The following is a 24,826-nucleotide window of genomic DNA, read 5'->3' as shown; positions in this document are numbered from 1 at the left end:
GTGTTTCCCGTAGGCGAGGAAAGCTCATGAACACGATCCTGGTGGCGTCCAATCGTGGCCCCGTCTCGTTCACCGTCTCGGAGGACGGCTCGCTGTCCATGCGTCGGGGCGGCGGCGGACTGGTGTCAGGTCTGTCGGAGGTGGCCAAGGAGCTGGACCTGCTCTGGGTCTGCGCCGCGCTCTCCGACGGCGACCGCGCCGCCGTACGGCAGGCGCCCGGCGGCCGCCTCGACCAGACGGGATACGACACCGGCGCGCTGCGCATGCTCGACATCCCCCCGGCGACCTTCCACCGCGCCTACAACGCGGTGGCCAACTCCACGCTCTGGTTCGTCCACCACCTGCTCTACGACACCGCCAACACCCCGCACTTCGACGCCCGCTTCCGCCGGGAGTGGGAGTCCTACCAGTCCTACAACGCCGCGTTCGCGGTGGCGCTGGCCGAGGAGGCCGCGCACGGCGCGCAGGTGCTGGTGCAGGACTACCACCTCAGCCTGACCCCGGCCATGCTCCGCGTCGAGCGTCCCGACCTGCGCATCGGGCACTTCTCGCACACCCCGTGGGCGCCGCCGGAGTACTTCGCCCTGCTCCCGGACGACGTCGCCGCCGAGCTGCTGGAGGGCGTCCTGGGCGCCGACCACGCGGGCTTCCTGACCGTGCGGTGGGCCGAGGCGTTCATGGACTGCTGCGAGACGGTGCTCGGCGCGCGGGTGGACCGCCAGGGCCACACCGTCTCCCACTGCGGCCGCACCACCCGGATCGGCGTGCACCCGCTGGGCGTGGACGGCGAGGCGCTCTGGGCCCGGGCGAGCGAGCCCGACGTCGAGTCGCACATGGCCGCCCTGCGCGACCAGGTCGGCGACCGCAGGCTGATCGTGCGGATCGACCGGACCGAGCTGTCGAAGAACATCGTCCGCGGGCTGACCGCCTACCGGGAGTTCCTGGCCGCCCATCCGGAGTGGCACGGCCGGGTCGTGCACCTGGCCTTCGCCTACCCGTCCCGGCACGACCTGCCGGAGTACCGGGAGTACACCGCGGCGGTGCAGCGCTGCGCCAAGGAGATCGAGGACGAGTACGCCACCGAGGACTGGGATCCGCTCATCCTCAACGTCAACGACGACTATCCGCGCTCCCTCGCCGCCTACCGGCTGGCCGACGTGCTGCTGGTCAACCCCATCCGCGACGGCATGAACCTGGTGGCCAAGGAGGGCCCGATCCTGGCCCCGCGCAGCGCGCTCGTGCTCTCCCGCGAGGCGGGCGCGGCCGCCGAGCTGGGCGTGGACGCCCTGCTGGTCAACCCCTACGACGTCTCGGCCACCGCCGAGGCCCTGCACCGGGGGCTGGTCATGCCGGAGGAGGAGCGGCACCGGCGGGGCGCACGGCTGGCCGCCGCGGCCGCCGCGCTCCCCCCGCACCTGTGGTTCGCCGAGCAGCTGGCCGCCCTCGGCTGGTCACCCGACCAGGTGAGATAGTTTCAGTGGACATCCCACCTTTTTTCGTCCACGCGGGGGAAGCACTTGGCCACGATCACACCCGTCCGGCTGACCCGTGATCGCGCCACCTGGCTCATCTACCTCCAGCTCGGAGCCTTCGCCACCTACCTGTACGGCCTCAGCGCGGCCCTGCCGCTGCTCCGCCTCGACCTGGGGATCTCGCAGGCGGTCGCCGGGCTGCACGGCACCGCGATGGCGGCCGGCGCCGTCCTCACCGGCCTCGCGCTGCCCTGGCTGACCCGCAGGGTGGGCCGCCGGGCCGTCACCTGGACCGGTCTGGCGGGCATGAACGCCGGTGTGCTGCTGGTGATGGCCGGCAGCGCCCTGGCCGCCCTCCCTGTCACGCTGCTCGGCTACGCCGTCGCCAGCGGGATGGCCTCGATCACCCTCTACTCGGGCATGGCCGCGCTCAGCGACCACCACGGCCCGGCGGGTCCCGCGGCGATCAGCGAGGCCAACGCGCTCTGCGTGGCCGTCGGCGTCGCGGTGCCGTTCGCGGTCAGCGTCGCCGCGCAGAGCGCGCTCGGCTGGCGGACGGCGCTGCTGCTCACCCCGGCCGTGACCGTCGTGCTCGCGCTGACCATGGGGCGCGTCTGGATCCCCGAGGACGGCCGGTCCCCCGGCGGCGCGGCCGGTGCGGACGGCACGGCCCCGGCGGAGGGCGGCCGGTTCGGCGGGCGGTTCTACCTGGCCGGCGGGGTGCTGTTCTGCTGCGTCGCGCTGGAGTTCTGCTTCAACCTGTGGGCGGCGAAGCTGGTCTCCGACCAGACGGGGCTCTCGGCCGAGGTGGCGGCGACCGCGCTGACCGCGTTCACCGCCGGCATGGCGGCCGGGCGGTGGGGCGGGGCCCGGCTGGCCCTGCGCGTGCGGCCCGGCGCCCTGCTCGTGGCCGCGCTCGCGGTCACCGGCGCGGGCTGGGCGCTGCTGTGGGCGAGCGGGAACCCCGTCGTGTCCTATCTGGGCCTGCTGGTGTCCGGGCTGGGGGTCGCGCTGCACTTCCCGCTGGCGCTCTCCCGCGTGCTGGCCGCCTCCGGCGGCCGTCCGGACCGGGCCTCGGCGACGGCCTCGGTCTTCTCCGGCGTCGCCATCGGCGCCGGGCCGTTCCTGCTGGGCGCGCTGGCCGACGGGTTCGGCACCCGGCAGGCGTTCCTCCTGGTGCCCACCCTGATCGGCCTGGCCGTCGGCGGGGTCCTGGCGGCCGCCCCGCGGAGCGGCGTCCGGACCGGCGCCGCCGCGGGCGGGCGGCGGGACCCCGAGACGGCGGACGGGACCGCCGACGGGCGGTGAGGACCGGGCGGGCGCCGCGGAGTCCGCGGCCCGCCCGCCCCTGACCGTCAGCGCCAGGCGGCGTTCCTCAGCGCCTTCGCCAGCCCCGGGGTGTTCCACACGTCCACCACCAGGATCTTCGAGGAGGGCAGGTACCACTCCCGCTGGGTGAAGCTCCTGGTCTTCCTCCCGGACGGCGTCACGCAGGTGTTGCCCCAGGCGGAGTACTTCGCCCGGTGCCCGCGCCCGACCTGGCGCAGCCCCGCCGAGACGCGCCGGTCGGCGGCGTTCCACTGCTCCTCGGCGTCGAAGGGGCACTGGATCACGCCGCTGAACGGGTGGAACTGGCTCTCGCCCGTGTAGGTGACGTAGCCGCCCCCGACCGGGACCTTGGTGATCGCCTTCCCGCCGAACACCCAGAACCCCTCGCAGCCCGGCAGGAAGGGCTCCGGATATCCGCACGCGCCGGTCACCACCACGGCGTAGTCCTTCTGCCGGTGCACCTTCCAGCCCGAGGGGATCTTCAGGGTCATGCCCCGGAAGGTGAAGGTCCGGGTTGCGGAGGTCCCCGAGGGTCCGGCCGCCTGCGTCCCCGCGGCGGCCGGGGCCGCTGCGGGGGCCGCGAGTACGGCGGCTGCGGCCGCCAGCGCGGCGAGGACGGAAGATCTCTTTCTCATGCCGGAGAAGCTAGTGATCTCCGCTTGGCGATCGCTTGCGGACCGGTTGCGGCCCGGCCCCGTACCGGCCCCCGGTCACCTCCAGGCGGCGTTCCTCAGCGCCTTCGCCAGCCCCGGGGTGTTCCACACGTCCACCACCAGGATCTTCGAGGAGGGCAGGTACCACTCCCGCTGGTCGAAGACGGCCGTCTGCCGGGCGCCGCTCCGCGTCACGCACCGGCCGAACCAGGAGACGTACTTCGCCTTGTGCCCGCGCCCGACCTGGCGCACGCCGGCCGCCGTGGGCTTGCCGACGACCTGGTCGGTCCTGGCGCTGAAGGGGCAGGGCTGCACGTCGCCGGCCGGATAGAACGGCTGCTCCCCCGTGTAGCGGGAGCCCTCGTCGCCGTACTTGATCGCCTCGGGACCGAGGATCCAGAAGCCCTTGCAGTTCGGGGCGAAGTAGGCGGGCCGGTCGCAACGGCCGGTCTGCACCAGCATCCAGTCACCCTGGCGGTGCACCTGCCAGCCGGCCGGGACACGGAGCCTCATCCCGCGGAAGGAGACGGTCTTGGAGCCCGAGGACGGCGTCCCCGCGGCCTCCGCGGCCCCCGACGGTCCCGAGGCGGCCGAGGCGGCGGCCGGAGCGGCGAGCACGGCGGCCCCGGTCAGCGCGGCGAGGACGAAAGATCTCTTTCTCATGCCGGGGAGGCTAACGGCCGCCGCTTGCCGCCCACTTGACACCGGGTTGGACGGCGGCCGCACCGGCGCGGGAGCGCGGGTCAGCGCGAGGCGATGGCGTCGCCGATCGAGCCGAGCAGCTCGACCACCCCGGCGGGCCCGTCCACCACGATGTCGGCCTCGACGCTGAGCTCCGCCGACCCGCTGAACACCGTCACCCCCGGCAGCCCGCAGGTGCGGACGGCCTCGAAGGCCGCGATGTCGCCCAGGTCGTCCCCGGCGAACAGCACCGAGCGCGCCGCCCGCTCGGTGAGGAAGTCCTTCAGCGCCACGCCCTTGTCCGTGCCCGGCGGCCGCAGCTCCAGCACGAGCTTGCCCGGCTCGACCGCCAGGCCGGTCTCGGCGGCCAGCTCCGCGATGAGGCCGGCCAGCTCGTTCAGCGCGGCCTGCGGCGAGGCGGCCTGCCGGGTGTGCACGGCCACCGCCCGCCCCTTGTCCTCGATCCGGACCCCGGCGATCCCGGCGACCAGCGTGGGCAGCTCGGCCCGGACGGTGACCAGGCCGGGGTGGGGCGGCGGGGTGGACAGCTCGCCAGCCTCCCAGCGTTCGAGGCCGTAGTGGCCGAGCACGACCAGCCCCGGCACCTCGGCCAGCGAGCCGTACTCGACGGCCGTGGCGGCGGGGCGGCCGGTGATGACGACCAGGGAACCGACCAGTTCCCCGAGCCGGGCCAGCGCCTTCGGGCCGTCGGGGTGGATCCTGGCCGCCTCGGGGTCGGGCACGATCGGCGCGAGCGTGCCGTCGAAGTCGCATCCGATCACCGCCCCCGCGGGATCGGCCAGGATCGCTTCCAGTCCTTCGGTCGTCTTCACTTTCTCGGCCCGTCCTGTCGAAAACCCCGCCCCCGGCTCGTCTTCCGGGGGCACCTCGCCGCGGTGGGATCCGCGCGGTCCTCCGCTGGCCGTACCCCCGGATCAGGGACGCAAGCCCAGCCGCCGCGCGGCGCGGTCGCGCCTGCGGCCGTCGCGGAGCCGGCGCAGGCGCTTGACCAGCATCGGGTCGTGGGCGAGTGCCTCCGGCCGCTCGATCAGCTCGCTGAGCAGCTGGTAGTAGCGGGTGGCGGACAGGTCGAAGGTCTCGCGGATGGCCTGCTCCTTGGCGCCCGCGTAACGCCACCACTGGCGTTCGAAGGCGAGCAGCTCCTTCTCCCTGTCGGTGAGGGCCCGCGCGACCGGTTTCCGGGCAGCACTGTCACCGGGGATCGGCGCAGTGTCCATCGGTTGCCTCCCGGGTGGAGACCCCGGCCGGGACCGGGGAGGAAACGCGGCGCGTGCCGCGCGGCCTGTTGACATCGGCGTGCGGTTATCCAATGTAGCCCGGCCGTCTCCCCGCCAGCGAGCGAATCGTACATACGGTATACGGGTGTGCTGGACGGTATTGATGTGACTAAAAGCAATAACCGTCCGTACTGTCTTGTATACCCAAAGCGCCGGATTGAGCGGACGGCCCCGTGTCAGAATCCCCCTGGCATCTCCCCTCCTCCCCCCTGACGAGGTCGCCGTGTCCTGTCCCCGCGTGCTCGGCGCCGCCCTGGCCCTGGCCGCCCTGACCGCCTCCGCCTGCCCCTCCGCCTGGTCCTCCGCGGCCTTCCCCGGCGGAGCACCCGCGCATGCGGCACGGCCGGACGCGCGGGCGGAGACGCGGCCGGACCGGCAGTGGGCGCTCGACGCGGTGGACGCACCCCGCGCCTGGCGGACCACCCGGGGCGAGGGGGTGACCGTCGCGGTGCTGGACACCGGCGTCGACGCCGGCCATCCCGACCTGGCCGGCGCGGTGGTCGAGGGCCCCGACCTGACGGGCACGGGCAGGAAGGAGCCCTTCTGGGGACGGCACGGCACCGCCATGGCCAGCGTCATCGCCGGACGCGGACGCGGCGGGGGCGGCTCCCGGGGCGTGACGGGCGTCGCCCCCGCCGCGACGATCCTGTCGGTCCGGGTCGCGCTGGAGAACGACGACCCCCGGCGCGGCCGCGCCCGCGAGCGGCGCGGTGACGCCCTGGCCCGGGGCATCCGCTACGCCGTGGACCACGGCGCCCACGTGATCAGCATGTCCCTGGGCGGGAGCGGCGGGTCCTGGCAGGGCTCCCGCGCCGAGGAGAGCGCGGTGCGGTACGCGCTCGACCGCGGCGCGGTGCTGGTCGCCTCCTCCGGCAACGACGGCGCGGGCCCGAACCGGAAGAACTTCCCCGCCGCCTACCCGGGGGTGATCGCGGTCGGCGCGGTCGACGAGGACCTGCGCGTGCCCGCCTTCTCCAACCGGCAGGACTACCTGTCGGTGGTCGCCCCGGGACGCAGGATCCTCACCGCCGGCGCGAAGGGCTCCTACGTGGTCGGGGACGGCACGAGCGCCGCCGCCGCGCTGGTCGCGGGGGTGGCCGCGCTGATCAGGTCCGAGTTCCCCGGGCTGGGCCCCGCGCAGGTCCGCCGGGCCATCGAGCGCGGCGCCGTCCGCGCCCCTGACCACGTCTCCGACCGCACCCCCGGCCATGCCTCCGACCCCGGCTCCGACCGCACCCCCGGGCGCGGGCACGACCCCGCCTACGGCCACGGCGTGGTCAACGCCGCCCGCGCACTGGAGCAGGCCGCGGGCATGCGCCGCCGGCCGCTGCGGGCCACCGCACCGCGGTGGTCCCCGCCCGGCGGGATCCTCGGGGAGGGGTCCCGGCGGGCCGTCTGCGCCCTGCTGGTCCTGGCCGTGCTGGTCATGGCGGCCCACCGGCTGCTGAGGAGCCGGCCGGGCGGCCGGGGCCTCCCCGGCTCCCCCGGTGGCCGGTAGGACCCGCCCTCCGCGCGGGCCCGGCGGAGCCCCCGAACTCCAGCGGACACTCCCCCGACGGTCAAGATCCGGGCCGGTTCCGCCGCCGAGCATGGTCGTTCGGTCACGGCTCGGCCATCATCGCCATCGCCCTTCGACGTTCCCCCCCTGCCGCGACGGCCCGCTCCCCATACTGCTAAGCGCCAGTTCGGCGTCACACCGGCCCGGCGCGACCTCATCTCACGCGCCCGGCCCAGAATTCTTCGGGGGAAGAACAACCATGATCCGTCGTATCCTCGCGGCCACCGCCATCGTCGGCGTCGCCGTCACCGGCACCGCGACCCTCGCCTCGGCGAGCGTCTTCGACAGCCCCAACCCGCTCGAGCGCATCCTCGGCGAGAGCGGCCCGCTCGGCCGGCTCCTGGGCGGCGCCGACGGCCCGCTCAGCGGTCTCCTCGGCGACGCCGGCGGCCAGAGCGACCGGTTCCCCGGCCAGGAGGGCCCGCACGGCCCGCAGGGGCCGCAGGGTCCGTACGGCCCGCACGAGCAGTACCCGGGTGAGGGCCCGCACGGCCCGCACGGCCAGTACCCGGGTGAGGGCCCGCACGGCCAGTTCTCCGACGGCGGCCCGCACGAGGAGTACCCCGGCGGCGAGGGCTACGAGCAGTTCCCCGGCCGCTTCCCCGGCGGCGACCGGTAGGCCCCGCCCGGACGGCCTCGCACCCCGGCGGTGAAGAACATCTCCGCGCCCGCCGCCGGGGGCGGCCCCCGTCGCCCCGGGCTCAGCGGCGCCGGGGAACGGGGTGGATCTCCGGGTAGTGGCAGGCGCTCTCGTGCGAGGAGCCCGGCCGTACCCGCAGTTCCGGCTCCCGCTGGGCGCAGGCCTCCGCGGCCTTCCAGCACCGCGTGCGGAACCGGCAGCCCGACGGCGGGTCCGCGGGGGAGGGCGGGTCGCCCTGCAGGATGATCCGCCTGCGCCGCTCGCGCCCGTCCGGGTCGGGGACGGGGACCGCCGACAGCAGCGCCTGCGTGTAGGGGTGCTCGGGGCGGTCGTAGATGTCGGAGTCCCGGCCCAGCTCGACCATCGTGCCCAGGTACATCACCCCGACCCGGTCGGAGATGTGCCGGACCACCGACAGGTCGTGGGCGATGAAGACGTACGACAGCCCGAACTCGCGCTGCAGCCGGGCCAGCAGGTTGACGACCTGGGCCTGGATCGACACGTCCAGCGCCGAGACCGGCTCGTCGCAGATGATGATCTCGGGCCGCAGCGCCAGGCCGCGCGCGATGCCGATGCGCTGGCGCTGGCCGCCCGAGAACTGGTGCGGGTAGCGGTTGACGTGGTCGGGGTCGAGCCCCACGATCTCCAGCAGCTCCTGCACCCTGCGCCGGCGGTGCTGCCGGGGCAGCACGTCCGGGTGGATCTCGTACGGCTCCCCGACGATGTCCCCCACGGTCATCCTCGGGTTCAGCGACGTGTACGGGTCCTGCATCACCATCTGGACGTTGCGGCGGAGCTCCTTGAGCTCGGCGCCCCTGGCCGCGGCGATGTCCCGGCCGCCGATCCGCACCGAGCCCGAGGTCGGCCGCTCCAGCCCCATCAGCAGCCGGGCCAGGGTGGACTTGCCGCAGCCCGACTCGCCCACGATGCCGAGCGTCTCCCCGCGGCGCAGGTCGAAGGAGACGCCGTCCACGGCCCTGATCGAGCCCACCTGCTTCCTGAAGAGGGCGCCCTGCGTCAGCGGGAAGTGCTTGACCAGGTCGCGTACCTGCAGAACCGGGTCACCCGTGGCTGCCATCGAGGACCTCCCTCCAGTAGTGGCAGGCGCTGCCGCGCGTCGGCCCGATCCGGTGCAGCGGCGGGACCTCGGTGGCGCAGTCCCCCTGCCGGTAGGGGCAGCGGGGCGCGAAGGCGCACCCCCGCGGCATGTCCAGCGGGTTCGGCGGCGTCCCGGCGATCGCGTGCAGTTCCCGGCCCTTGCGGTCGATCCGCGGGATCGACTCCAGCAGGCCCCGGGTGTACGGGTGCGCCGGGGCCCGGTAGACGTCGTGCACGAGGGCGTGCTCGACGATGCGCCCGCCGTACATCACGGCGATCCGGTCGGCGACGCCGGCCACCACGCCGAGGTCGTGGGTGATCAGGATCATCCCCATGCCGCTCTCGCGCTGGATCTCCGCGAGCAGCTCCATGATCTGCGCCTGCACGGTCACGTCGAGCGCGGTGGTCGGCTCGTCGGCGATCAGCACCTCCGGGTCGAGCGCGATCGCCATCGCGATCATGATGCGCTGCCGCATGCCGCCGGAGAACTCGTGCGGGTAGTCGTGGAGCCGCCGCCGGGCGCCGGGGATGCGGACCCGGTCCATCAGCTCGACCGTCCGGCGCTCGGCCTCCTTCCTGGAGGCGCCCTGGTGCACCCGGAACATCTCGCCGATCTGCCACCCGACGGTGAAGACCGGGTTCAGCGCGGAGAGCGCGTCCTGGAAGACCATCGCGATCCGGCGGCCCCGGATCTGCGTGCGGGCGTCCTCGTTCAGCCTGAGCAGGTCCGTGCCGCGGAAGCGGATCCGGCCCCGGGTGATCCGGGTCTGAGGCCCGTCCAGGATGCCCATGATCGCCTGCGCGGTCACCGACTTCCCCGAACCGGACTCGCCGAGCACGGCCAGCGTCTCCCCGGCCTCCAGGGAGTAGCCGACCCCGTTGACCGCCCTCACGACGCCCCGCCGGGTGGTGAACTCCACGTGCAGGTCCTCGACGGCCAGCAGCGGCTCGCTCTGCGCGCCGCCCCAGGGCGGCAGCACCGGCGGCGTTCCTCCTGTGATCCCGTTCACGCTCCCCCTACCGCAGCTTCGGGTCGAGGGCGTCGCGCACCGCGTCGCCCAGCATGATGAAGGCCAGCACGGTGACGCTCAGGAACCCCGCGGGGAACAGCAGCGGCCACGGGGCCTCGTGGAATCGCGCCCGGGCGTCGGCGATCATCATCCCCCAGGAGATCTCCGGCGACTGGATGCCGAGACCGAGGAACGACAGGCCCGCCTCGGCGGCGATGAACACGCCGAGGTTGATCGTGGCGACCACGATCAGCGGGGCGATCGAGTTCGGCAGGATGTGCCGGAACATGAGCCGCCCGGGGGAGGCGCCGAGCCCCCGGGCCGCGACCACGTAGTCCTGGTTGCGCGCCGTGATCACCGCGGCCCGCATGACGCGGAACGTCATCGGCCACGACAGCACGGCCAGCGCGAGCATGACCGTCCACACCGTGCCGGTCCGGAAGATCGACAGGATCAGCAGCGCGCCGAGGACCGACGGGACGGCGAAGAAGACCTCGGCCACCCGGGAGAGCAGCGCGTCCGGCCACCCGCCGCGGAAGCCGGCCAGCAGGCCGAGCAGGCCGCCGGCGAGCGCCGTGGCGACCGCGCTGCTCAGGCCGACCAGCAGCGAGTTGCGGGCGCCGTGCACGACGCGGGCGTAGGTGTCGCAGCCCTGGTTGTCGGTGCCGAACCAGTGGGCGGCGCTCGGTCCCTGCCGGGCGTCGCCGAGCACGCAGCCCGCGGCGTCGTACGGGTCCACGGAGGTGAACAGCCCCGGCACCGCGGCCGCCAGGAGGATCACCCCGATCAGGACGGCCGAGACGGCGAACAGGGGCCTGCGCCGCAGGTCGTGCCAGGCGTCGTGCCAGAGGCCTGCGGGCCTGGCCGCCCTCGGGTTCCGGCCGCGCCTGGCGTGCCGGGCGCGGCGGGCCTTCGGCGGGGCGACGCTGCTACGCATAGCGGATCCTCGGGTCGAGCACGGCGTAGAGCAGGTCGACGACCAGGTTGGCCAGGATGTAGACCAGCACCAGGAGCGTCACGATGCCCACGACGACGGGTTGCTGCCGCTCGTAGATCGAGCGGAACAGCTCCTGCCCGAGGCCGGGCAGGTTGAAGATGGTCTCGGTGATGACCGCGCTGCCCATCAGCGTGCCGAGGTCGGCGCCGAGATAGGTGACCACCGGGATGAGCGCGTTGCGCAGCGCGTGCCGCCCGACGATGCGGCGCCGGGGCAGTCCCTTGGCCACCGCGGTGCGGATGTAGTCGGCGCGCAGCGTCTCCGCCAGGGTGGTCCTGGTCAGCCGGGTGAGATACGCGATCGAGGTCCCGGCGAGCACGAAGCCGGGCAGCAGGTAGCTCCGCCACCCGTCGTAGGCGCCCGAGATGGGGAAGAAGTCGATCCCGGTGCTCCGCTTGAGCTCGACGCCGAGCAGGAGCTGGAGCACGAAGCCGGTGACCAGCGTCGGGACGGAGATCAGCAGGAGGGTGGCGGCGAGCACCATCGTGTCCTGCGCCCGGCCGCGGCGCAGCGCCGCGTAGAAGCCGAGCCCGACGCCGATGACGGTCTCCAGGACCAGCGCGGTGAGCGCGAGGTTGAGCGAGACCTGGAACTTGCCCGCGATGATCCCCGAGACGGGGACGTTCGAGAACGTCCTGCCGAAGTCGCCCTGGAAGATCCCGGAGACGTAGTACCAGTACTGGACGAGGAAGGGGTCGTCCAGGTGGTACTGCTCGGTGAGGGCGGCGGCGATGTGGGGCGGCGTGCGCTTCCCGCCCGACATCCACTCGAACGGGTTGCCCGGCAGCTTGAAGACGATGAAGAAGATGAGCAGTGTGGCGCCCAGCAGCACGGGGACGGCCTGGAGCAGGCGCCGGATGACGTAGCGGCCCATCGGACGCGGTCTAGGCGGCCGCCGGGGTCGACCGGCGGGGGAGTCGCTTCACTGGGGTGCCTTTCGCGTGTGGAGGCCCTCCGGGGTGCGGAGGGCGGCGGGCCGCCCCGCCGGGGGCCCCGTCCGGGGCCCGCCCGCGGCGGACTAGAGCGCCGAGGCCTTCTCGACCGAGGTCCACTCGATCAGGTTGAGCAGGTTGATCTTCACGCCCCGGACGTGCTCGGAGAACGCCGCGTTCATCCGGTAGAAGAAGACCGGGATGAGCGGCAGGTCACGCAGGAGCAGGTCGTCGGCCTGCTGGTAGTACCGCAGGCCCTCCTCCGGGGTGGCGGCGCTGTCGCCCTTGGCCAGCAGCGTGTCGAACTCGGGGTTGGAGTAGCCGGCGAAGTTCGAGCCGGTCTTGATCGCGCCGGTGGAGAACATCGGCGTCAGGTAGTTCTCCGCGGACGGGTAGTCGATGCTCCAGCCCATCCGGAACATGCCGGTGTACTTCTTGGCCTGCAGCTCGTCGAGGATCAGGCCGAGGGACTCGAACGGCCTGACCTCGACCTCGATCCCCAGGTTGGAGCGGAGGTTGTTGGCGACCGCCTCGATCCACTCCTTGTGGCCGTTGTCCATGTTCGAGGCGATCTCCAGCCGCTTGGGGCCGTTCGCCTCGTCGTAGATCTTCTTGGCCTGGGCCGGGTCGTAGACGCAGGCCGTGCAGGCGCCGGCGCGGTAGCCCTCCAGCAGCGGGTTGATGAAGTCGTCGGCCGGGGCGCGCGTGCCGGAGAAGACCGTCTGCGTGATGGTCTTGCGGTCGATCGCCATGGAGATGGCCCGGCGGATCTGCGGGTTCTCGTAGGCCTTGTTGGCGATCAGCGGGAAGCCGATGTAGCCGACGCTGGCGTCGGCCTGGTCGATGTAGCGCTCGCCCAGCTCCTCGGCGGTGGAGATCGCCGAGGGCGGGAGCTGCTCCAGGATGTCCAGGCTGCCGGCCTGCAGGTCGTTCCAGGCCGTCTCGGCGCTGCTGTAGATCCTGAACTGCAGCTTCTCGAACTTCGGCTTCTCGCCGGGGAAGTCCTCGTAGCGCGTCAGGTCGATGGTCTGGTCGGTGCCCTTGTCGAACGGCTCGTCGATCTTGAAGTAGCCCTGGCCGATCGGCTTCTTGCCGTACTCCTCGGTGATCTTCCCGTCCGGGCCGAAGGCGGCCTCCGGCAGCGGGTAGAAGGTGGTGTACCCGAGCAGGTTCTTGAACTGCGAGAACGGCTGCTTGAGGGTGATCCGGAGGGTCGTCTTGTTGACGACCTTCAGCCCCTTCAGCTCCGTGGCGGTGGGGGTCTTGCCCTCGCCCGGGTTCAGGTCCTCGTAGCCCGCGATGCGGGAGAAGAAGTGGTTGCCGCCCTGGGCGTTCTCCTGGTTGGCCGCGTAGTTCCAGGCGTCCGCGTAGTTCTGCGCGACCAGCGGCTCGCCGTTGTGCCAGGTGAACCCGGACTTGATCTTGATCGTCCAGACCTTGTTGTCGGTCGACGTGATCGAGTCGGCGACGAAGTCGACGACCTGCTTCTCCTCGTTGAACTTCACCAGGGGGGCGAAGATCGCGGCCATGACCTCCGCGCCTTCGACCTCGGTGGTGTCACCGGGATAGAACAGCTTCTGCGGTTCGCCGATCTTCACGCGCACGGCATCACCGGTCGCGGCCGGCCCGCCGTCGGAGGTCCCGCCGCCGCAGGCGGCGAGCCCCATCGCCAACAACACCGTAGCGGCGACGATCTTCGCGCCCTTGGTGACACGCATTTGTGGTAAATCCTCCCTTTACAGGTGGGCGTCGATACTGAGCTCCGACGTCCGAGACCGCCCGGCGGAGGATGCGTGTCCCCCGGTCCCCGCCGACTCGGCAACGCACAGACGCCACACCAGTCGGACGCGACTATCCCGTATCAGCCCATACCGGGTCATCTCCACGGCATTGCAGTTCGGTCACACGCGAGCCGATCCGGCGTCACACGGCGACCGAGCCGCATGACATAGACTCCCACATGCAGACGAATCAGACATTAATGCATATGTGGTACAGGGATGGCCAGGCCAACGTACCCGCGTGGCCGGGCTGCTCGCGCCGTCACCCGCGCGCGACTTCTCCCTGGGCTACCGTTGACCAGGACGCAGGGACCTGAGCCCCGGGAGAATCCACCCAATCCACATGGAACCTCCCGACCGGAGCCTCCGTCCAATGTGCGGCGGGCCACCCGCCGCAGGCATGTCATCCACCCGCATCCAATAGAGTCCTTGCCATGAGCCAGCCGGAATCCGCCATCGCGGACGCCCAGGCGGGCGGCCCTAGTGACGGCACCCCCGCCAAGGGGCAGGAGCCGCTGGCCAAGCTCGCCGCGCGTTACGGACTTCGGCGTGCCATCGCACGCCCCAGTCTCCCCGTCTACCTGCGCCAACTGTGGGAACGACGGCATTTCGTCATGACGTACGCGACCTCGCGCAACGTCTCGAAATACAGCAACTCCGCCCTCGGCCAGCTCTGGCAGGTCCTCACCCCGCTGCTCAACGCGGGCATCTACTGGGTGATGTTCGGCCTGATCCTCGGCGCGAGCAAGGACATCGACAACTACCCGGCGTTCCTCATCACCGGGATGTTCGTCTTCACCTACACCCAGCGCGCGGTGAGCGGCGGCGCCAAGTCGATCTCCGGCAACCTGTCGCTGATCCGCGCCCTGCACTTCCCGCGCGCGGCGCTCCCGCTGGCCTACACGATCCAGGAGTTCCAGCAGCTGCTGATCTCCATGGGCGTGCTGCTCGTGCTGATGCCCGTCACCGGGGAGTTCCCGACGTGGCTCTGGCTGCTCGTCCCGGTCGCCCTGCTGCTGCAGACCATGTTCAACGTCGGCGCCAGCCTCGTGCTGGCCCGCGTCGGCGCCACCGCCCGCGACCTGAACCAGCTGCTGCCGTTCATCATGCGCACCTGGCTCTACACCTCCGGCGTGTTCTTCGCCATCGAGCAGCGCGTGCTCAGCGCCGGGCTGCCGGAGTGGGTGGCGAACATCATGTACCTCAACCCCGCCGCCGCCTACATCGAGCTCATGCGCGACCTGCTCATGACCTCCTACGACGGCCCGTCCGCAGGACCGACGCACATATGGATCGTCTGCGTATTCTGGGCCCTGTTCGCCCTGTTCGGCGGCTTCTGGTACTTCTGGCGAGCCGAGGAGAAGTACGGCCGTGGCTGAGTTGACCGAGGAGCTGTCCGGAGTGAAGGCCGAGGAGCCCAGCGCCCCCCACAAGGACGTCAGGGTGCATCCCGATCCCGAACCGCAGGGCGGCACCGCCGAGCGCGTCCCCACCGTCGTCGTCGACGACCTGCACGTCATCTACCGGGTGTACGGCGCCGCCACCGAGGCGGAGAAGGGCAACGCCGCCAACGCGCTGCTCCGGCTGCTCAAGCGCCAGGGCCGCCCCCAGATGAAGGAGGTGCACGCCGTCCGCGGCGTCTCCTTCGTCGCCTACCACGGCGACGCGATCGGCATCGTCGGCCGCAACGGCTCCGGCAAGTCCACCCTGCTGCGCGCCATCGCGGGCCTGCTCCCCCCGCACTCGGGCGCGGTCTACACCGACGGCCAGCCGTCCCTGCTCGGCGTCAACGCCGCCCTGATGCGCGAGCTCACCGGGGAGCGCAACATCGTGCTCGGCTGCTACGCGATGGGCCTCAACCCCCAGCAGGTCAAGGAGAAGTACGACGACATCGTCGACTTCTCCGGCATCGGGGAGTTCGTGCAGTTCCCCATGTCGACCTACTCCTCCGGCATGGGCGCCCGGCTCCGCTTCGCCATCGCCTCCGCCAAGGCCCACGACGTGCTGCTCATCGACGAGGCCCTGGCCACCGGCGACCGCGAGTTCAAGCGCAAGAGCCAGCAGCGCATCAAGAAGATGCGTGAGGAGGCCGGCACGGTCTTCCTCGTGGCGCACAACCTGGATGTGATCGAGGAGACCTGCAACCGGGTCATCTGGCTGCACAAGGGCAAGATCAAGATGGACGGCGACCCGAAGACGGTCCTCGCCGCCTACAACAAGGCCTGACTGCCGGGCGCGATCCGGGCAAGATGAGGAGCGTCCGAAACGACGCTTCCCATCGGAGGTGAACGGTGTCCCAGCGGCCGCCGATCCCGTACGACTTCCTGCCCCCCGTCCCCGCACTGACCGTCGCCAGCGACGACGTGCGCGACGGAGAGACGATGTCCGACGCCCACGTCTTCGACGACTGGGGCATGTCCGGGCAGAACATCTCGCCGCACCTGCGCTGGTCGGGCGCCCCGGAGGGCACCCGGAGCTACGCGGTGACCTGCTTCGACCCCGACGCCCCCACCGGCAGCGGGTTCTGGCACTGGCTGCTGTACGACATCCCGGCCGACGTCACGGAGCTGCCCAGGGGTGCGGGCACCGCCGACACCCGCTTCGGCACGCACGGCCGCAACGACTACAGCCGCAAGGAGTACGGCGGCGCCGCCCCTCCGCCCGGCTGGCCGCACCGCTACCTGTTCGCCGTGCACGCCCTGAGCGTGGAGAAGCTGGGCGTGGACGCCGACGCCCCGCCCGCGGTGATCGGCTTCAACATCACCGCCGGCACCCTGGCCCGCGGCTACATCGCGCCCGTGTACGAGGTGCGCTGAGCCGCGGCGGCGTGTCCGGGGGCGATCGACTGACATTGGGACTGGTGTTCGGTTATGATTCGAACGCTGTTTCGATCAGGGCTTTTGACCTAGGAAGCCGTCATGGAGTGGGGGCGCGCGATGCGAGAGCTGTCGACCGCGATCGACCACCTGGCCGCAGAGGACCCCTCCGAGGTCCCCCCGCTCCAGCTCACCGAGCAGCTCATCGAGTTGCACTGGCAGATGGCCAGACTCCAGGCCCAGATCGCCCGCCGTACGTCCGTGCGGATCCCGGACGACCGGGATCCGGCCCGGCCGTACGGCCCGGACCCGTCCGGGGCCTGAGAGCACGTGGAGACAGAGAGACCGGCCGGTGCGCACCGGCCGGTCTCTTGTCGTCGTCGCGCCCGCGGCTACCGGGTCAGGTCGTCCGTGACGCCGCGGACGGCGCCCGTCACCGACCGGAGCGTGCCCGCGGCGGCCTCGCCGCTGTGCGCGCTCCCGCTGTCCAGCAGCGGTGAGAGCTCGTCGATGGAGGCGGAGCGGGTGACCGGCTCCACCGCGCCGACCAGCGACCCCGCCTCGGACGGCGCCAGGTTCCCGACGAGCGGGGCGAGCGTGCCCGCCCGCTCGGCGCCCTGCGGGACCGCCTGGTTCAGCCCGTCCACGAGCCCCTCGACCCGGGGCCGCTGGTAGGTGAAGCCCTCGGCGCCCTCCACGGTCCCCTGGACGTTCTCCACCGCACGCGCCCCGGAGTGCGTCAGGCCGTTGGTGGCGCCGATGATGTGCCCCGCGCTGTCGGTGGCCCCGGCCAGCGGGTCCGCCCCGCCGGTGAGGTTCTGCACCGGTCCGCTGCCGGTGAGGCCCCGCAGCGGCGCCCCGCCGGTGACGTCCCGCAGCGACGCGCCGCCGGTCAGGTCGCGGATCGGCCCGCCGGAGGTGAGGTGCTCGGCGGAGATGCCCAGCAGCCGCTCGATGGTGCCCGACGCCTTCCCCATCACCCCGGGGGCGGCGGGGGCTCCCTGGCCGCCCGTCAGCCCGTCCAGCGCCGCCCTGCCGTTGGTGAGGCCGCCGGCGAGCCCGCGGACCGCCATGGAAACGGTCTCGACCGGGTTCTGACCCCCGAGGGAGGGGATCTCCCGCGCCTGCGCGGGCGTGCAGATCGCCGCCGCCAGACCGAACGCCGCAACGGCCACGGCCGTCTTGATGCCTCGCTTCATGATTGCCTTCCCAGCTCGTGATCAGCCCGATTCCTCCGGACGATTCAGAGAATCCGGGCTCCAGGGCTCCGTTTTTCGCCGGTGGCGCGATTGCGAACACTGCAGGGGGTGCACCGACCGGAAGCTGTCCTGGAGTTTGTATCACCGCCCAGATCGGCTTCTCGGCCGGTTTACGATGACCAGAGCACCTGTTGGCGCAAGGGCGAGGGCCCCTTTCCACCCGTACGGGAGGACCGCACGGCCCGTCCCGCACGAGACGAAAACGGAAATGTCGCAATGAATGAGGGCTCATTCATGGGTCATGCGCCGGGAATATCCGCAGCACCGGAGAACGGTCCGCCGAACCGCGGGCGGACCGCCGGACAAGGAGCGGGAAAAGAACTCCGGTGGGCCGGGGAGTCGTTTTCCCGTCACCGGACGCCCGCTTGACCGGACGGGCGCGCCCGGACGGCGGCGCGGCGGTCCACGGATCCCCCCGGAAGCGGCCGGAAGGCCGGTCGCCCGCACCGCTACGGATCTCGCGATATATCTCAAAAATGCCTAAGCTGGGGTGATGAACGCTCTCGACCCCGCGCTGCGCGCCTCCGACGCTGACCGCGACCGCGTGGCCGCCGTCCTCGGGGAGGCGCTCGCCACCGGCCGCCTGACCAGCCTCGAGCACGCCGACCGCCTGGACGCCGCCTACGACGCGGTGACCGTGGGCGACCTCGTCCCCCTCACCCGCGATCTGCCCGACGTCACGGCCGCGGCCGCCGTCCCGGCCACCGAGCGCCAGGAGGTGGCGGCCGTCTTCAGCAAGGTCGTCCGGGGCGGGCGGTGGGTCGCCGCCCGCCACACCACACTCCGCGCCGCCTTCGGCGCGCTGATCGTCGACCTGTCCGAGGCGGTGCTCCCCGGCCGGGAGATCACCCTGGCCGTCGACTCCCGCTGCGCCAAGCTGATCGTCCGCGTCCCGCCCGACGCCCACGTCATCGACGAGATCGGCTCGCTCTTCGCCAAACGGCACGTCTCCGGCGGCACCGGCGGGGAGGGCGGCCCGGTGATCCGGGTCACCGGCAAGGCGACCTTCGGTAAAGTCATCGTCTCCCGGGACAGAACCGACTGGAACATCCCGAGCGCTCCCTGATCCCCCGCCTGTGTGACTCGCGGTAACAGCCCATACGATGCGGGAACGCCGCCCCGCACGAGGTGACCACCGATCCGGCACCACGGCGCCTACGATGCGGGTCCCCTTCCCGTACGAGGTGACCGCTTGCCAGACACCCCCGGCGCCCCCGTCGCCCTGGACGCCATGGGCGGTGACCACGCCCCCGGCGAGGTCGTGGCGGGGGCCGTACAGGCCGTCCGGGAGCACGGCGTGCCCGTCGTCCTCGTCGGCGCCCCCCGCCCGATCCACGAGGCGCTGGCCCGGCACGGCGCGGCCGCGGAGATCCCGATCGTGCGCGCCGAGGAGACCCTGGCGATGGACGAGGGTGCCCTCGCGAGCCTGCGCCGCCCCCGCTCCAGCATCGCCGTCGCCTGCCACCTCGTACGGCGGGGCGACGCCGCGGCCGTGGTCTCGGCCGGCTCCACCGCGGGGATCGTCGCCACCGGCAAGCTCCGGCTCAAAGGGCAGCCCGGAGTGCTCCGGCCCGCCATCGCGGTGGCCCTGCCGACCCTGCCCCGCCCCACCGTCCTGCTGGACGCCGGCGCGAACGCCGAGGTCAAGCCCGAGATGTTCGCCCAGTTCGCGCATCTCGGCGCGGCCTACGCCGAGACCGCGTTCCGCGTCGCCGAGCCCCGCATCGGCCTGCTGACCATCGGCAGCGAGCCCGGCAAGGGCAACAAGCTCGTCAAGCGGGCGCACGAGTTGCTCTCCGCCGCGCCCGGCCTCCGCTTCGCAGGCAACATCGAGGGGCACGACCTGCTCACCGGCGTCGTGGACGTCGTCGTCACCGACGGCTTCACCGGAAACGTGGCGCTCAAGACCATGGAGGGCAGCGTCCGCTACGCCTTCTCCGAACTCCGCGGAACGATCCAGGAGAGCCGGACGGCCCGGCTGGGCGGCCTGCTCCAGCGCAAACGCATCCAGGAGCTCCGCCGCCGGCTCGACCCCGAGGCGTACGGCGGAGCCGTGCTGCTCGGGCTGAACGGCACGGTGGTCATCGCGCACGGGGCCTCCCGCGCCTCGGGGATCAGCGCCGCCTGCGTGCTCGCCGCCGAGCTGGCCGCCCAGGGCGTGGTCTCCCGCATCGGTGAGCGGCTCGGCCCCGCCCACCGCCAGCACCGCCTCTGGTGACCGCACCGCTCCGGCGGCCGCGTCCCGGGCCCCGGCCCGGCACGCCCGTCCTCCCGGGCCCGGCCGGCACGGCCCGCGGGCCGCCCCCGGCGGCCGGCGACGGCCCGAGAATACGGTTGCGCTACCGATATCCTTGGACCATGACCGACCCGCAACTCGTCCTCACCGAACGCGTCCAGCGGGCACTGGGCGCCGCCTTCGGTGCCGAGTACTCCGACGCAGACCCGCTGATCCGTCCCTCGCAGTTCGCCGACTACCAGGCGAACGTCGCGATGAGCCTGAGCAAGCGCCTGCGACGGGCCCCGCGGGAGGTCGCCCAGGAGATCGCCGACCGGCTGTCCGCCGACTCCGCCTTCCCGGCGACGGTCGAGGTCAGCGGCCCCGGCTTCCTCAACATCACGCTCGACGACTCCTGGATCGCCGGCCGGGCCGCCGAGTCCCTGGCCGACCCGCGCTCCGGCGTCGGCCACACCACCCCGCCGCAGACCGTCGTGATCGACTACTCCGCGCCCAACGCCTCCAAGGAGATGCACGTCGGCCACCTGCGCACGACCATCGTCGGCGACGCACTGGCCCGCATGCTGGAGCACCTGGGCAACCGCGTCATCCGGCAGAACCACATCGGCGACTGGGGCACCCCGTTCGGCATGCTCATCGAGCACCTGCTGGACATCGGCGAACAGGCCGCGCTCGCCCGCCTGGAGGCCGGTGAGAGCAGCGAGTACTACAAGGAGGCCCGCGCCAAGTTCGACTCCGACCCGGAGTTCAAGCAGCGCTCCCGGCGGCGCGTGGCCACCCTCCAGGCCGAGGACCCGGAGACCATGCGGCTGTGGCACCTGTTCATGGACGCCACCATCCGCTACTTCGACAAGGTCTACGCCATGCTCGGCGTCACGCTCACCGACGAGGACATCGCCGGCGAGAGCATGTACAACCCGATGCTCGCCCGGACCTGCGACGACCTCGAGGCCGCCGGCGCCGCGGTGGTGAGCGAGGGCGCGCTCTGCGTCTTCCCTCCCGGCTTCACCGGGAGCGACGACAAGCCGCTCCCCCTCATGATCCGCAAGAGCGACGGCGGGTACGGCTACGCCACCACCGACATGGCCGCCGTCCGCTACCGGGTCAACGACCTCAAGGCCGACCGCATCCTGTACGTGGTCGGCGCCGACCAGGCGCTCCACTTCCGGATGATCTTCGCTGCGGCCCGGATGGTGGGCTGGCTGCCCGACACGGTCTCCGCCGAGCACGTCCAGATCGGCATGATGCTCGGCACCGACGGCCGCCGCTTCCGCACCCGGAGCGGGGAGACCGTCAAGCTGACGGACCTGCTCGACGAGGCCGTCGACCGGGCCAGGGCGGCGATCGCCGACCGGGGCTACGACGAGGCGACCCAGGGCGAGATCGCCCACGCCGTCGGCATGGGCGCGGTGAAGTACGCCGACCTGTCGGTCAGCCACGACACCGAGTACGTCTTCGACTTCGACCGGATGCTCGCCTTCAGCGGCAACACCGGACCCTACATGCAGTACGCCACGGCCCGGATCCGCTCCATCTTCCGCAAGGGCGGCATCGACCCCGCCACGGCGACCGGCACGATCACACTGGGCAACCCGGCCGAGCGCGCCCTGGCCCTGCAGCTGCTGGGCTTCGGCGCGGTGGTCGAGCAGGCCGCCGCGTTGGCCGAGCCGCACCGCCTGTGCGCCTACCTCTTCGAGACCGCGAGCGCGTTCACGACCTTCTACGAGAACTGCCCGGTCCTGAAGGCGGACGTCGACGAGGCCGTCCGCGCCTCCCGGCTCGCGCTGTGCGCGCTCACCCTGCGCGTGCTGGAGACCGGTCTGGACCTCCTCGGCGTCCCGGTCCCCGAACGCATGTGACCCGCCCGCCGGATGATCACCCGGATTCGCCAAATCCGGGTGATCATCCGGCAAAGACCGATACGGCGCGCCTCCCGACAGTGATCTCCGCCGCGGACTACGCTGGCGCGGTCAAAGGTCACGATTTCGAAAGAGTTCTCTGCCCTTGAGCACGGACCTGACCGCGACCCCCCAGGCCGGGGCGGAGCTGCACCGCTACGCCGACGCGCTCCTGGCCGCCCTCTCCGCGGAGGCACCTCCGCCACCCCTGCCTCAGCACGCCGAACCGCCCGGTCCCTGGCTGCCTCCGGCCGTGGAAGCGCTGGCCGCGCTCGTCCGCGGCGACGACGCCCTGGAGGCCCTCGGCCGCGCCGCCCAGCTCGACGGGAGGAAGACCGCGCTCTTCCTCTGCCTCGCCCTCGCCGCCTCGGGCCAGGGCGACCGGATCCACGCCTCCTGGTTCGGCACCGCCTTCGGCGACCTCGCCGCCGGCCGACCCGTCACCCCCGGCCAGCGCGCCCTCTGGCTCGCCGCGGCCCGGGGTGCCTACGGCCCCGCCGGAAAGATCTTCGTCCTGCGCAAGCTCGACGCGGTCGCCGTCTCCGCTGCCTCCGACCCCTCCCAGTGGCTCCGCGCTCTGGCCCCCGACGAGCCGTCGATCGCGGTGCCGCGGTCGCTGACCGACTTCCCGGAGATCGCCCAGCTTCCCGAACTGGCCCGGCCGGTGCACGCGGCCATCCAGCTCTCCCGGCTCCGCGGCCGCTGCGTCGAGATCACCACGGTCCGCGAGGAGCGCGACGGCGGTACGCATCGACCCCGCCCGTCCGGCACGGACGCCGAGGGCGAGCCCGCAGCCGTACTGCGCCGACTGGTCGTCTCCGGTGAGGCCGACGGCACCGCGCGTCCGCTCACCGATTACCTCCTCGCCGATCTGCGCCCCGGCTCCGACCCCCGCCTCGCGGCGATCGCCCTGCACGTGGCGGCCCCGATCGTGCGGAGCGCCGCCGAAGGTCTCGTCCAGGCCACCCAGGCCGCCCCTCCCGCGGAGATCACCATCTCGCTGCTCGGGCACGACGTCGTCCTACGGCCGGAGGGCCCCGATCCTGCGTCACTGGCCGCCGCCGAGAAGCAGCTGACAGCCGAGAGCACGCCCACGCGCGGCCTGCCCTGGCCCGCCTACGGGCTCTTCACACTCGGCGCGGTGCTCGTGGTCGCCGCCTTCCTCGTCCCGGCGCTTCCCGCCGCCGCGGTCGCGCTCCTGCTCTCCGCCGCAGGCGCCTACCTGCTCTGGCAGCGGCGCGCCCGTGAGCAGGAAGACGCCGAGTACGTCGCGACCAGGCTCTCGGAGCTGCACGAGCTGGCCGAAGGCGCCGTGTGGGCCCTGCACGAGTACGCCCGGGAGGCCGACAAGCGCGCGCAGACCGCCGCCTCGGACCTGGCCGAGCTGACCCGCCTGCTCCGCCGCGGTCCCCGGGCCGCGTGACCGGCCGCGTCCCGTAAGGCGTGCTCCGCGTGGCGGCGCATCCGGCAGGAGGCGACGAGACGCTTGAGTCCCGGTCTCGCCCGGGGTTCCGGAGGGCTCCCCGGGAGCGGACACGGATCCGGGCCGCACCCGGCGCGGGGTCCTTCTCGGAGGACTCTCCGCGCCGGGCCGACCCGGGAGAACGAGGTGATGATGGGCGCCCCGGGGGGCGTGGGGCCGCCCGCCGGATCACCCGGAGGTGATCTCCATATCCGCCGGAGCCAGCAGGAAGACCTTCTCCGCGATCCGCTCGATGCGGCCCTCGCAGCCGTAGGCCAGTCCCGCCGCGAAGTCCACCATCCGCGTCGCCTCGGCGGCGCTCATCTGGTTGACGTCCATGATGACCGCCTGCCTGTCGCGGAAGTGCCGGCCGATGGTGGGAGCGTCGTTGTACTTCCGCGGCGTGATCATCACGATCCGCGACGGCTCACTCACCGCCCGCCAGCGCTTGGCGGCACGCTCCGAAGCCGGCCGCCACTGCTCCTCCTCGGCTTCGATCTCTTCCTCGTAGTCGTAGTCGTAGGCGTCGTCGTAGTGCTCTGCCTCGCCCAGGCCAAGGTAGGTCGCCACCTTACGCACTGCCCCCATTGGCACGTCCTTTCCGTAGGACCACACCGCGTTCGGCGTGTGTCCCTACACCTTTGACGCTAGCCGACGGCCGGAAGTTCGCCGCGCGACACGCCCAGCATGAATTTCCAATTCGTACGGCCAACGCCCAGGCTTGCCTGCCCCCCAGGCCCGCCCTCAATCCCCGTCGATGACCCCCCTAGTATCTCGTCATGCGCATCTACACTGTCGACTCTTTTACCGATGAGGTTTTCCGTGGCAACCCGGCCGGGGTCTGCCTGCTCGACTCCGCGATGCCGGATGCGTGGATGCAGTCCCTCGCCGCGGAGATGAGGCACTCGGAGACCGCCTTCCTGCTCCTCGGGGAGAACGGCGGCCCGCATTCCCTCCGCTGGTTCACCCCCGCGGCCGAGGTGGCTCTCTGCGGACACGCGACACTGGCGACCGCGCATGTGCTCTACTCCACCGGAATCGCGTCCGGAGCCCTCGAATTCTCGACGAAGAGCGGAATCCTCCGGGTGACGCGCGACGGGAACGGAGTGATCACCATGGACTTCCCGGCGAAGGCCGTAACGGAGGCCGCTCCTCCGCGGGGCCTCGTCGAAGCACTCGGGGTCGAGCCCGTCCGGGTCGGCAAGAACGTCTGGGACTACCTCGTCGAGGTCGAGGACGAGGAGGCCGTACGCGCCGCCTCTCCCGACTTCACCGCGTTGGAGGCCGTGGACGCCCGTGGCGTCATGGTGACCGCCGAGGCCTCCGGGGAGGGAGCGGACTACGTGTCCCGTTTCTTCGCCCCCAGGGTCGGCGTGCCGGAGGACCCGGTGACCGGCTCGGCCCACTGCGCCCTCGCTCCCTACTGGTCGGCGAGGCTCGGCCGGGACGCCTTGACCGGCCGGCAGCTCTCGAAGCGGGGCGGCGAGATCCGCACCACCGTGCGTGGCGACCGGGTCGAGCTGGCCGGGCGCGCGGTGACCGTGCTCTCGGGTGAGCTCCACGTCTGAGCTCCCCGGCATCCGGACCCCAGGACCGCCCTGCGAACGGAAGAACCCCCGCACGCGTCCCCAGGAGGCACACGGAAAAAGGGGGCCGCCCCGGAAGACGACCCCCCACACCCCGAAAACAGAAAGGGCCGCCCCGAA

At 72.2% G+C, this 24,826-nt stretch carries 24 protein-coding genes; 13 read left to right on the top strand and 11 right to left on the bottom strand.

The window, feature by feature from the left end; all coding sequences use genetic code 11:
- Positions 1-26 precede the first annotated feature (26 nt).
- Together ABD823_RS27475 and ABD823_RS27470 are read left to right on the top strand one after the other, a co-directional pair.
- Positions 27-1,472, top strand: coding sequence for an alpha,alpha-trehalose-phosphate synthase (UDP-forming) (locus ABD823_RS27475; protein ID WP_344864551.1), 1,446 nt, complete (start codon positions 27-29; stop codon positions 1,470-1,472).
- Positions 1,473-1,517: 45 nt separating this feature from the next.
- On the top strand, positions 1,518-2,780 hold the full coding sequence (locus ABD823_RS27470; protein WP_344864549.1) for an MFS transporter: 1,263 nt from the start codon (positions 1,518-1,520) through the stop codon (positions 2,778-2,780).
- A gap of 47 nt (positions 2,781-2,827) precedes the next feature.
- On the opposite strand, the gene ABD823_RS27465 is transcribed toward ABD823_RS27470, so the two are convergent.
- The 4 genes from ABD823_RS27465 to ABD823_RS27450 form a co-directional block, all read right to left on the bottom strand.
- The gene (locus ABD823_RS27465; protein ID WP_344864547.1) at positions 2,828-3,436 is read right to left on the bottom strand and encodes a hypothetical protein; all 609 of its coding nucleotides are present in this window, start codon (positions 3,434-3,436) and stop codon (positions 2,828-2,830) included.
- A 75-nt stretch (positions 3,437-3,511) separates the two neighbouring features.
- On the bottom strand, positions 3,512-4,117 hold the full coding sequence (locus ABD823_RS27460; RefSeq protein ID WP_344864545.1) for a hypothetical protein: 606 nt from the start codon (positions 4,115-4,117) through the stop codon (positions 3,512-3,514).
- An 80-nt stretch (positions 4,118-4,197) separates the two neighbouring features.
- Positions 4,198-4,968 (bottom strand): trehalose-phosphatase, encoded by a 771-nt coding sequence (gene otsB / locus ABD823_RS27455; RefSeq protein ID WP_344864543.1) that lies wholly within the window; start codon positions 4,966-4,968, stop codon positions 4,198-4,200.
- Between the two features lie 102 nt (positions 4,969-5,070).
- Positions 5,071-5,373 (bottom strand): DUF3263 domain-containing protein, encoded by a 303-nt coding sequence (locus tag ABD823_RS27450; protein WP_344864541.1) that lies wholly within the window; start codon positions 5,371-5,373, stop codon positions 5,071-5,073.
- Positions 5,374-5,656: 283 nt separating this feature from the next.
- Between ABD823_RS27450 and ABD823_RS27445 the strand changes: the two genes are divergently transcribed.
- Together ABD823_RS27445 and ABD823_RS27440 are read left to right on the top strand one after the other, a co-directional pair.
- On the top strand, positions 5,657-6,931 hold the full coding sequence (locus ABD823_RS27445) for a S8 family serine peptidase (RefSeq protein WP_344864539.1): 1,275 nt from the start codon (positions 5,657-5,659) through the stop codon (positions 6,929-6,931).
- Between the two features lie 259 nt (positions 6,932-7,190).
- Positions 7,191-7,610, top strand: a complete 420-nt coding sequence (locus tag ABD823_RS27440) for a collagen-like domain-containing protein (protein ID WP_344864537.1) — start codon at positions 7,191-7,193, stop codon at positions 7,608-7,610.
- Positions 7,611-7,692: 82 nt separating this feature from the next.
- Here the strand turns inward: ABD823_RS27440 and ABD823_RS27435 are convergent, their stop codons facing one another.
- The 5 genes from ABD823_RS27435 to ABD823_RS27415 form a co-directional block, all read right to left on the bottom strand.
- Entirely contained in the window at positions 7,693-8,709 is a 1,017-nt protein-coding gene (locus ABD823_RS27435; protein ID WP_344864535.1) for an ABC transporter ATP-binding protein, read from the bottom strand.
- On the bottom strand, positions 8,693-9,709 hold the full coding sequence (locus ABD823_RS27430; protein ID WP_425566668.1) for an ABC transporter ATP-binding protein: 1,017 nt from the start codon (positions 9,707-9,709) through the stop codon (positions 8,693-8,695). Before ABD823_RS27430 ends, ABD823_RS27435 begins: the two co-directional genes overlap by 17 nt.
- A 37-nt stretch (positions 9,710-9,746) precedes the next feature.
- Positions 9,747-10,676 (bottom strand): ABC transporter permease, encoded by a 930-nt coding sequence (locus tag ABD823_RS27425; protein WP_344864533.1) that lies wholly within the window; start codon positions 10,674-10,676, stop codon positions 9,747-9,749.
- Positions 10,669-11,610: an ABC transporter permease gene (locus ABD823_RS27420; protein ID WP_344864531.1), complete on the bottom strand. Its 942-nt coding sequence runs from the start codon at positions 11,608-11,610 to the stop codon at positions 10,669-10,671. The genes ABD823_RS27425 and ABD823_RS27420 overlap by 8 nt, the downstream gene beginning before the upstream one ends.
- Positions 11,611-11,754: 144 nt before the next feature.
- The gene (locus tag ABD823_RS27415; RefSeq protein ID WP_344864529.1) at positions 11,755-13,386 is read right to left on the bottom strand and encodes a peptide ABC transporter substrate-binding protein; all 1,632 of its coding nucleotides are present in this window, start codon (positions 13,384-13,386) and stop codon (positions 11,755-11,757) included.
- A gap of 497 nt (positions 13,387-13,883) precedes the next feature.
- Between ABD823_RS27415 and ABD823_RS27410 the strand changes: the two genes are divergently transcribed.
- The 4 genes from ABD823_RS27410 (at position 13,884) to ABD823_RS27395 (ending at position 16,589) form a co-directional block, all read left to right on the top strand.
- The gene (locus tag ABD823_RS27410; RefSeq protein WP_344864527.1) at positions 13,884-14,828 is read left to right on the top strand and encodes an ABC transporter permease; all 945 of its coding nucleotides are present in this window, start codon (positions 13,884-13,886) and stop codon (positions 14,826-14,828) included.
- Positions 14,829-14,892: 64 nt separating this feature from the next.
- Positions 14,893-15,675: an ABC transporter ATP-binding protein gene (locus ABD823_RS27405; protein ID WP_425566669.1), complete on the top strand. Its 783-nt coding sequence runs from the start codon at positions 14,893-14,895 to the stop codon at positions 15,673-15,675.
- A gap of 65 nt (positions 15,676-15,740) precedes the next feature.
- Positions 15,741-16,265: a YbhB/YbcL family Raf kinase inhibitor-like protein gene (locus ABD823_RS27400; RefSeq protein ID WP_344864523.1), complete on the top strand. Its 525-nt coding sequence runs from the start codon at positions 15,741-15,743 to the stop codon at positions 16,263-16,265.
- A gap of 102 nt (positions 16,266-16,367) precedes the next feature.
- Positions 16,368-16,589 (top strand): hypothetical protein, encoded by a 222-nt coding sequence (locus ABD823_RS27395; protein WP_344864521.1) that lies wholly within the window; start codon positions 16,368-16,370, stop codon positions 16,587-16,589.
- A gap of 68 nt (positions 16,590-16,657) precedes the next feature.
- On the opposite strand, the gene ABD823_RS27390 is transcribed toward ABD823_RS27395, so the two are convergent.
- Positions 16,658-17,464 (bottom strand): hypothetical protein, encoded by an 807-nt coding sequence (locus tag ABD823_RS27390; protein ID WP_344864519.1) that lies wholly within the window; start codon positions 17,462-17,464, stop codon positions 16,658-16,660.
- A gap of 553 nt (positions 17,465-18,017) precedes the next feature.
- On the opposite strand from ABD823_RS27390, the gene ABD823_RS27385 reads away from it, so the two are divergent.
- The 4 genes from ABD823_RS27385 to ABD823_RS27370 all read left to right on the top strand — a co-directional run bounded on the left by ABD823_RS27385 (position 18,018) and on the right by ABD823_RS27370 (position 23,081).
- Complete coding sequence (locus tag ABD823_RS27385; protein ID WP_344864517.1) at positions 18,018-18,590, top strand: DUF1707 SHOCT-like domain-containing protein; 573 nt, start codon at positions 18,018-18,020, stop codon at positions 18,588-18,590.
- Between the two features lie 126 nt (positions 18,591-18,716).
- Complete coding sequence (plsX, locus tag ABD823_RS27380) at positions 18,717-19,742, top strand: phosphate acyltransferase PlsX (RefSeq protein WP_344864515.1); 1,026 nt, start codon at positions 18,717-18,719, stop codon at positions 19,740-19,742.
- A 140-nt stretch (positions 19,743-19,882) separates the two neighbouring features.
- A complete protein-coding gene (gene argS, locus ABD823_RS27375; RefSeq protein ID WP_344864513.1) occupies positions 19,883-21,619 on the top strand; it encodes an arginine--tRNA ligase in 1,737 nt (578 codons plus the stop codon).
- A 145-nt stretch (positions 21,620-21,764) separates the two neighbouring features.
- A complete protein-coding gene (locus ABD823_RS27370) occupies positions 21,765-23,081 on the top strand; it encodes a hypothetical protein (RefSeq protein ID WP_344864511.1) in 1,317 nt (438 codons plus the stop codon).
- Between the two features lie 228 nt (positions 23,082-23,309).
- On the opposite strand, the gene ABD823_RS27365 is transcribed toward ABD823_RS27370, so the two are convergent.
- Positions 23,310-23,708 (bottom strand): cell division protein SepF, encoded by a 399-nt coding sequence (locus tag ABD823_RS27365; RefSeq protein WP_344864509.1) that lies wholly within the window; start codon positions 23,706-23,708, stop codon positions 23,310-23,312.
- A gap of 191 nt (positions 23,709-23,899) precedes the next feature.
- Here ABD823_RS27365 and ABD823_RS27360 point away from each other — a divergent pair, with 191 nt between their 5' ends.
- Entirely contained in the window at positions 23,900-24,688 is a 789-nt protein-coding gene (locus ABD823_RS27360; RefSeq protein ID WP_344864507.1) for a PhzF family phenazine biosynthesis protein, read from the top strand.
- The last annotated feature ends 138 nt before the right edge of the window (positions 24,689-24,826 follow it).

The organism is Planomonospora alba (assembly GCF_039534085.1).
Taxonomy (GTDB): Bacteria; Actinomycetota; Actinomycetes; order Streptosporangiales; family Streptosporangiaceae; genus Planomonospora_B; species Planomonospora_B alba.
Note: the sequence above shows the minus strand (reverse complement) of the source record. Positions and strands in the feature narration are given on the sequence as shown.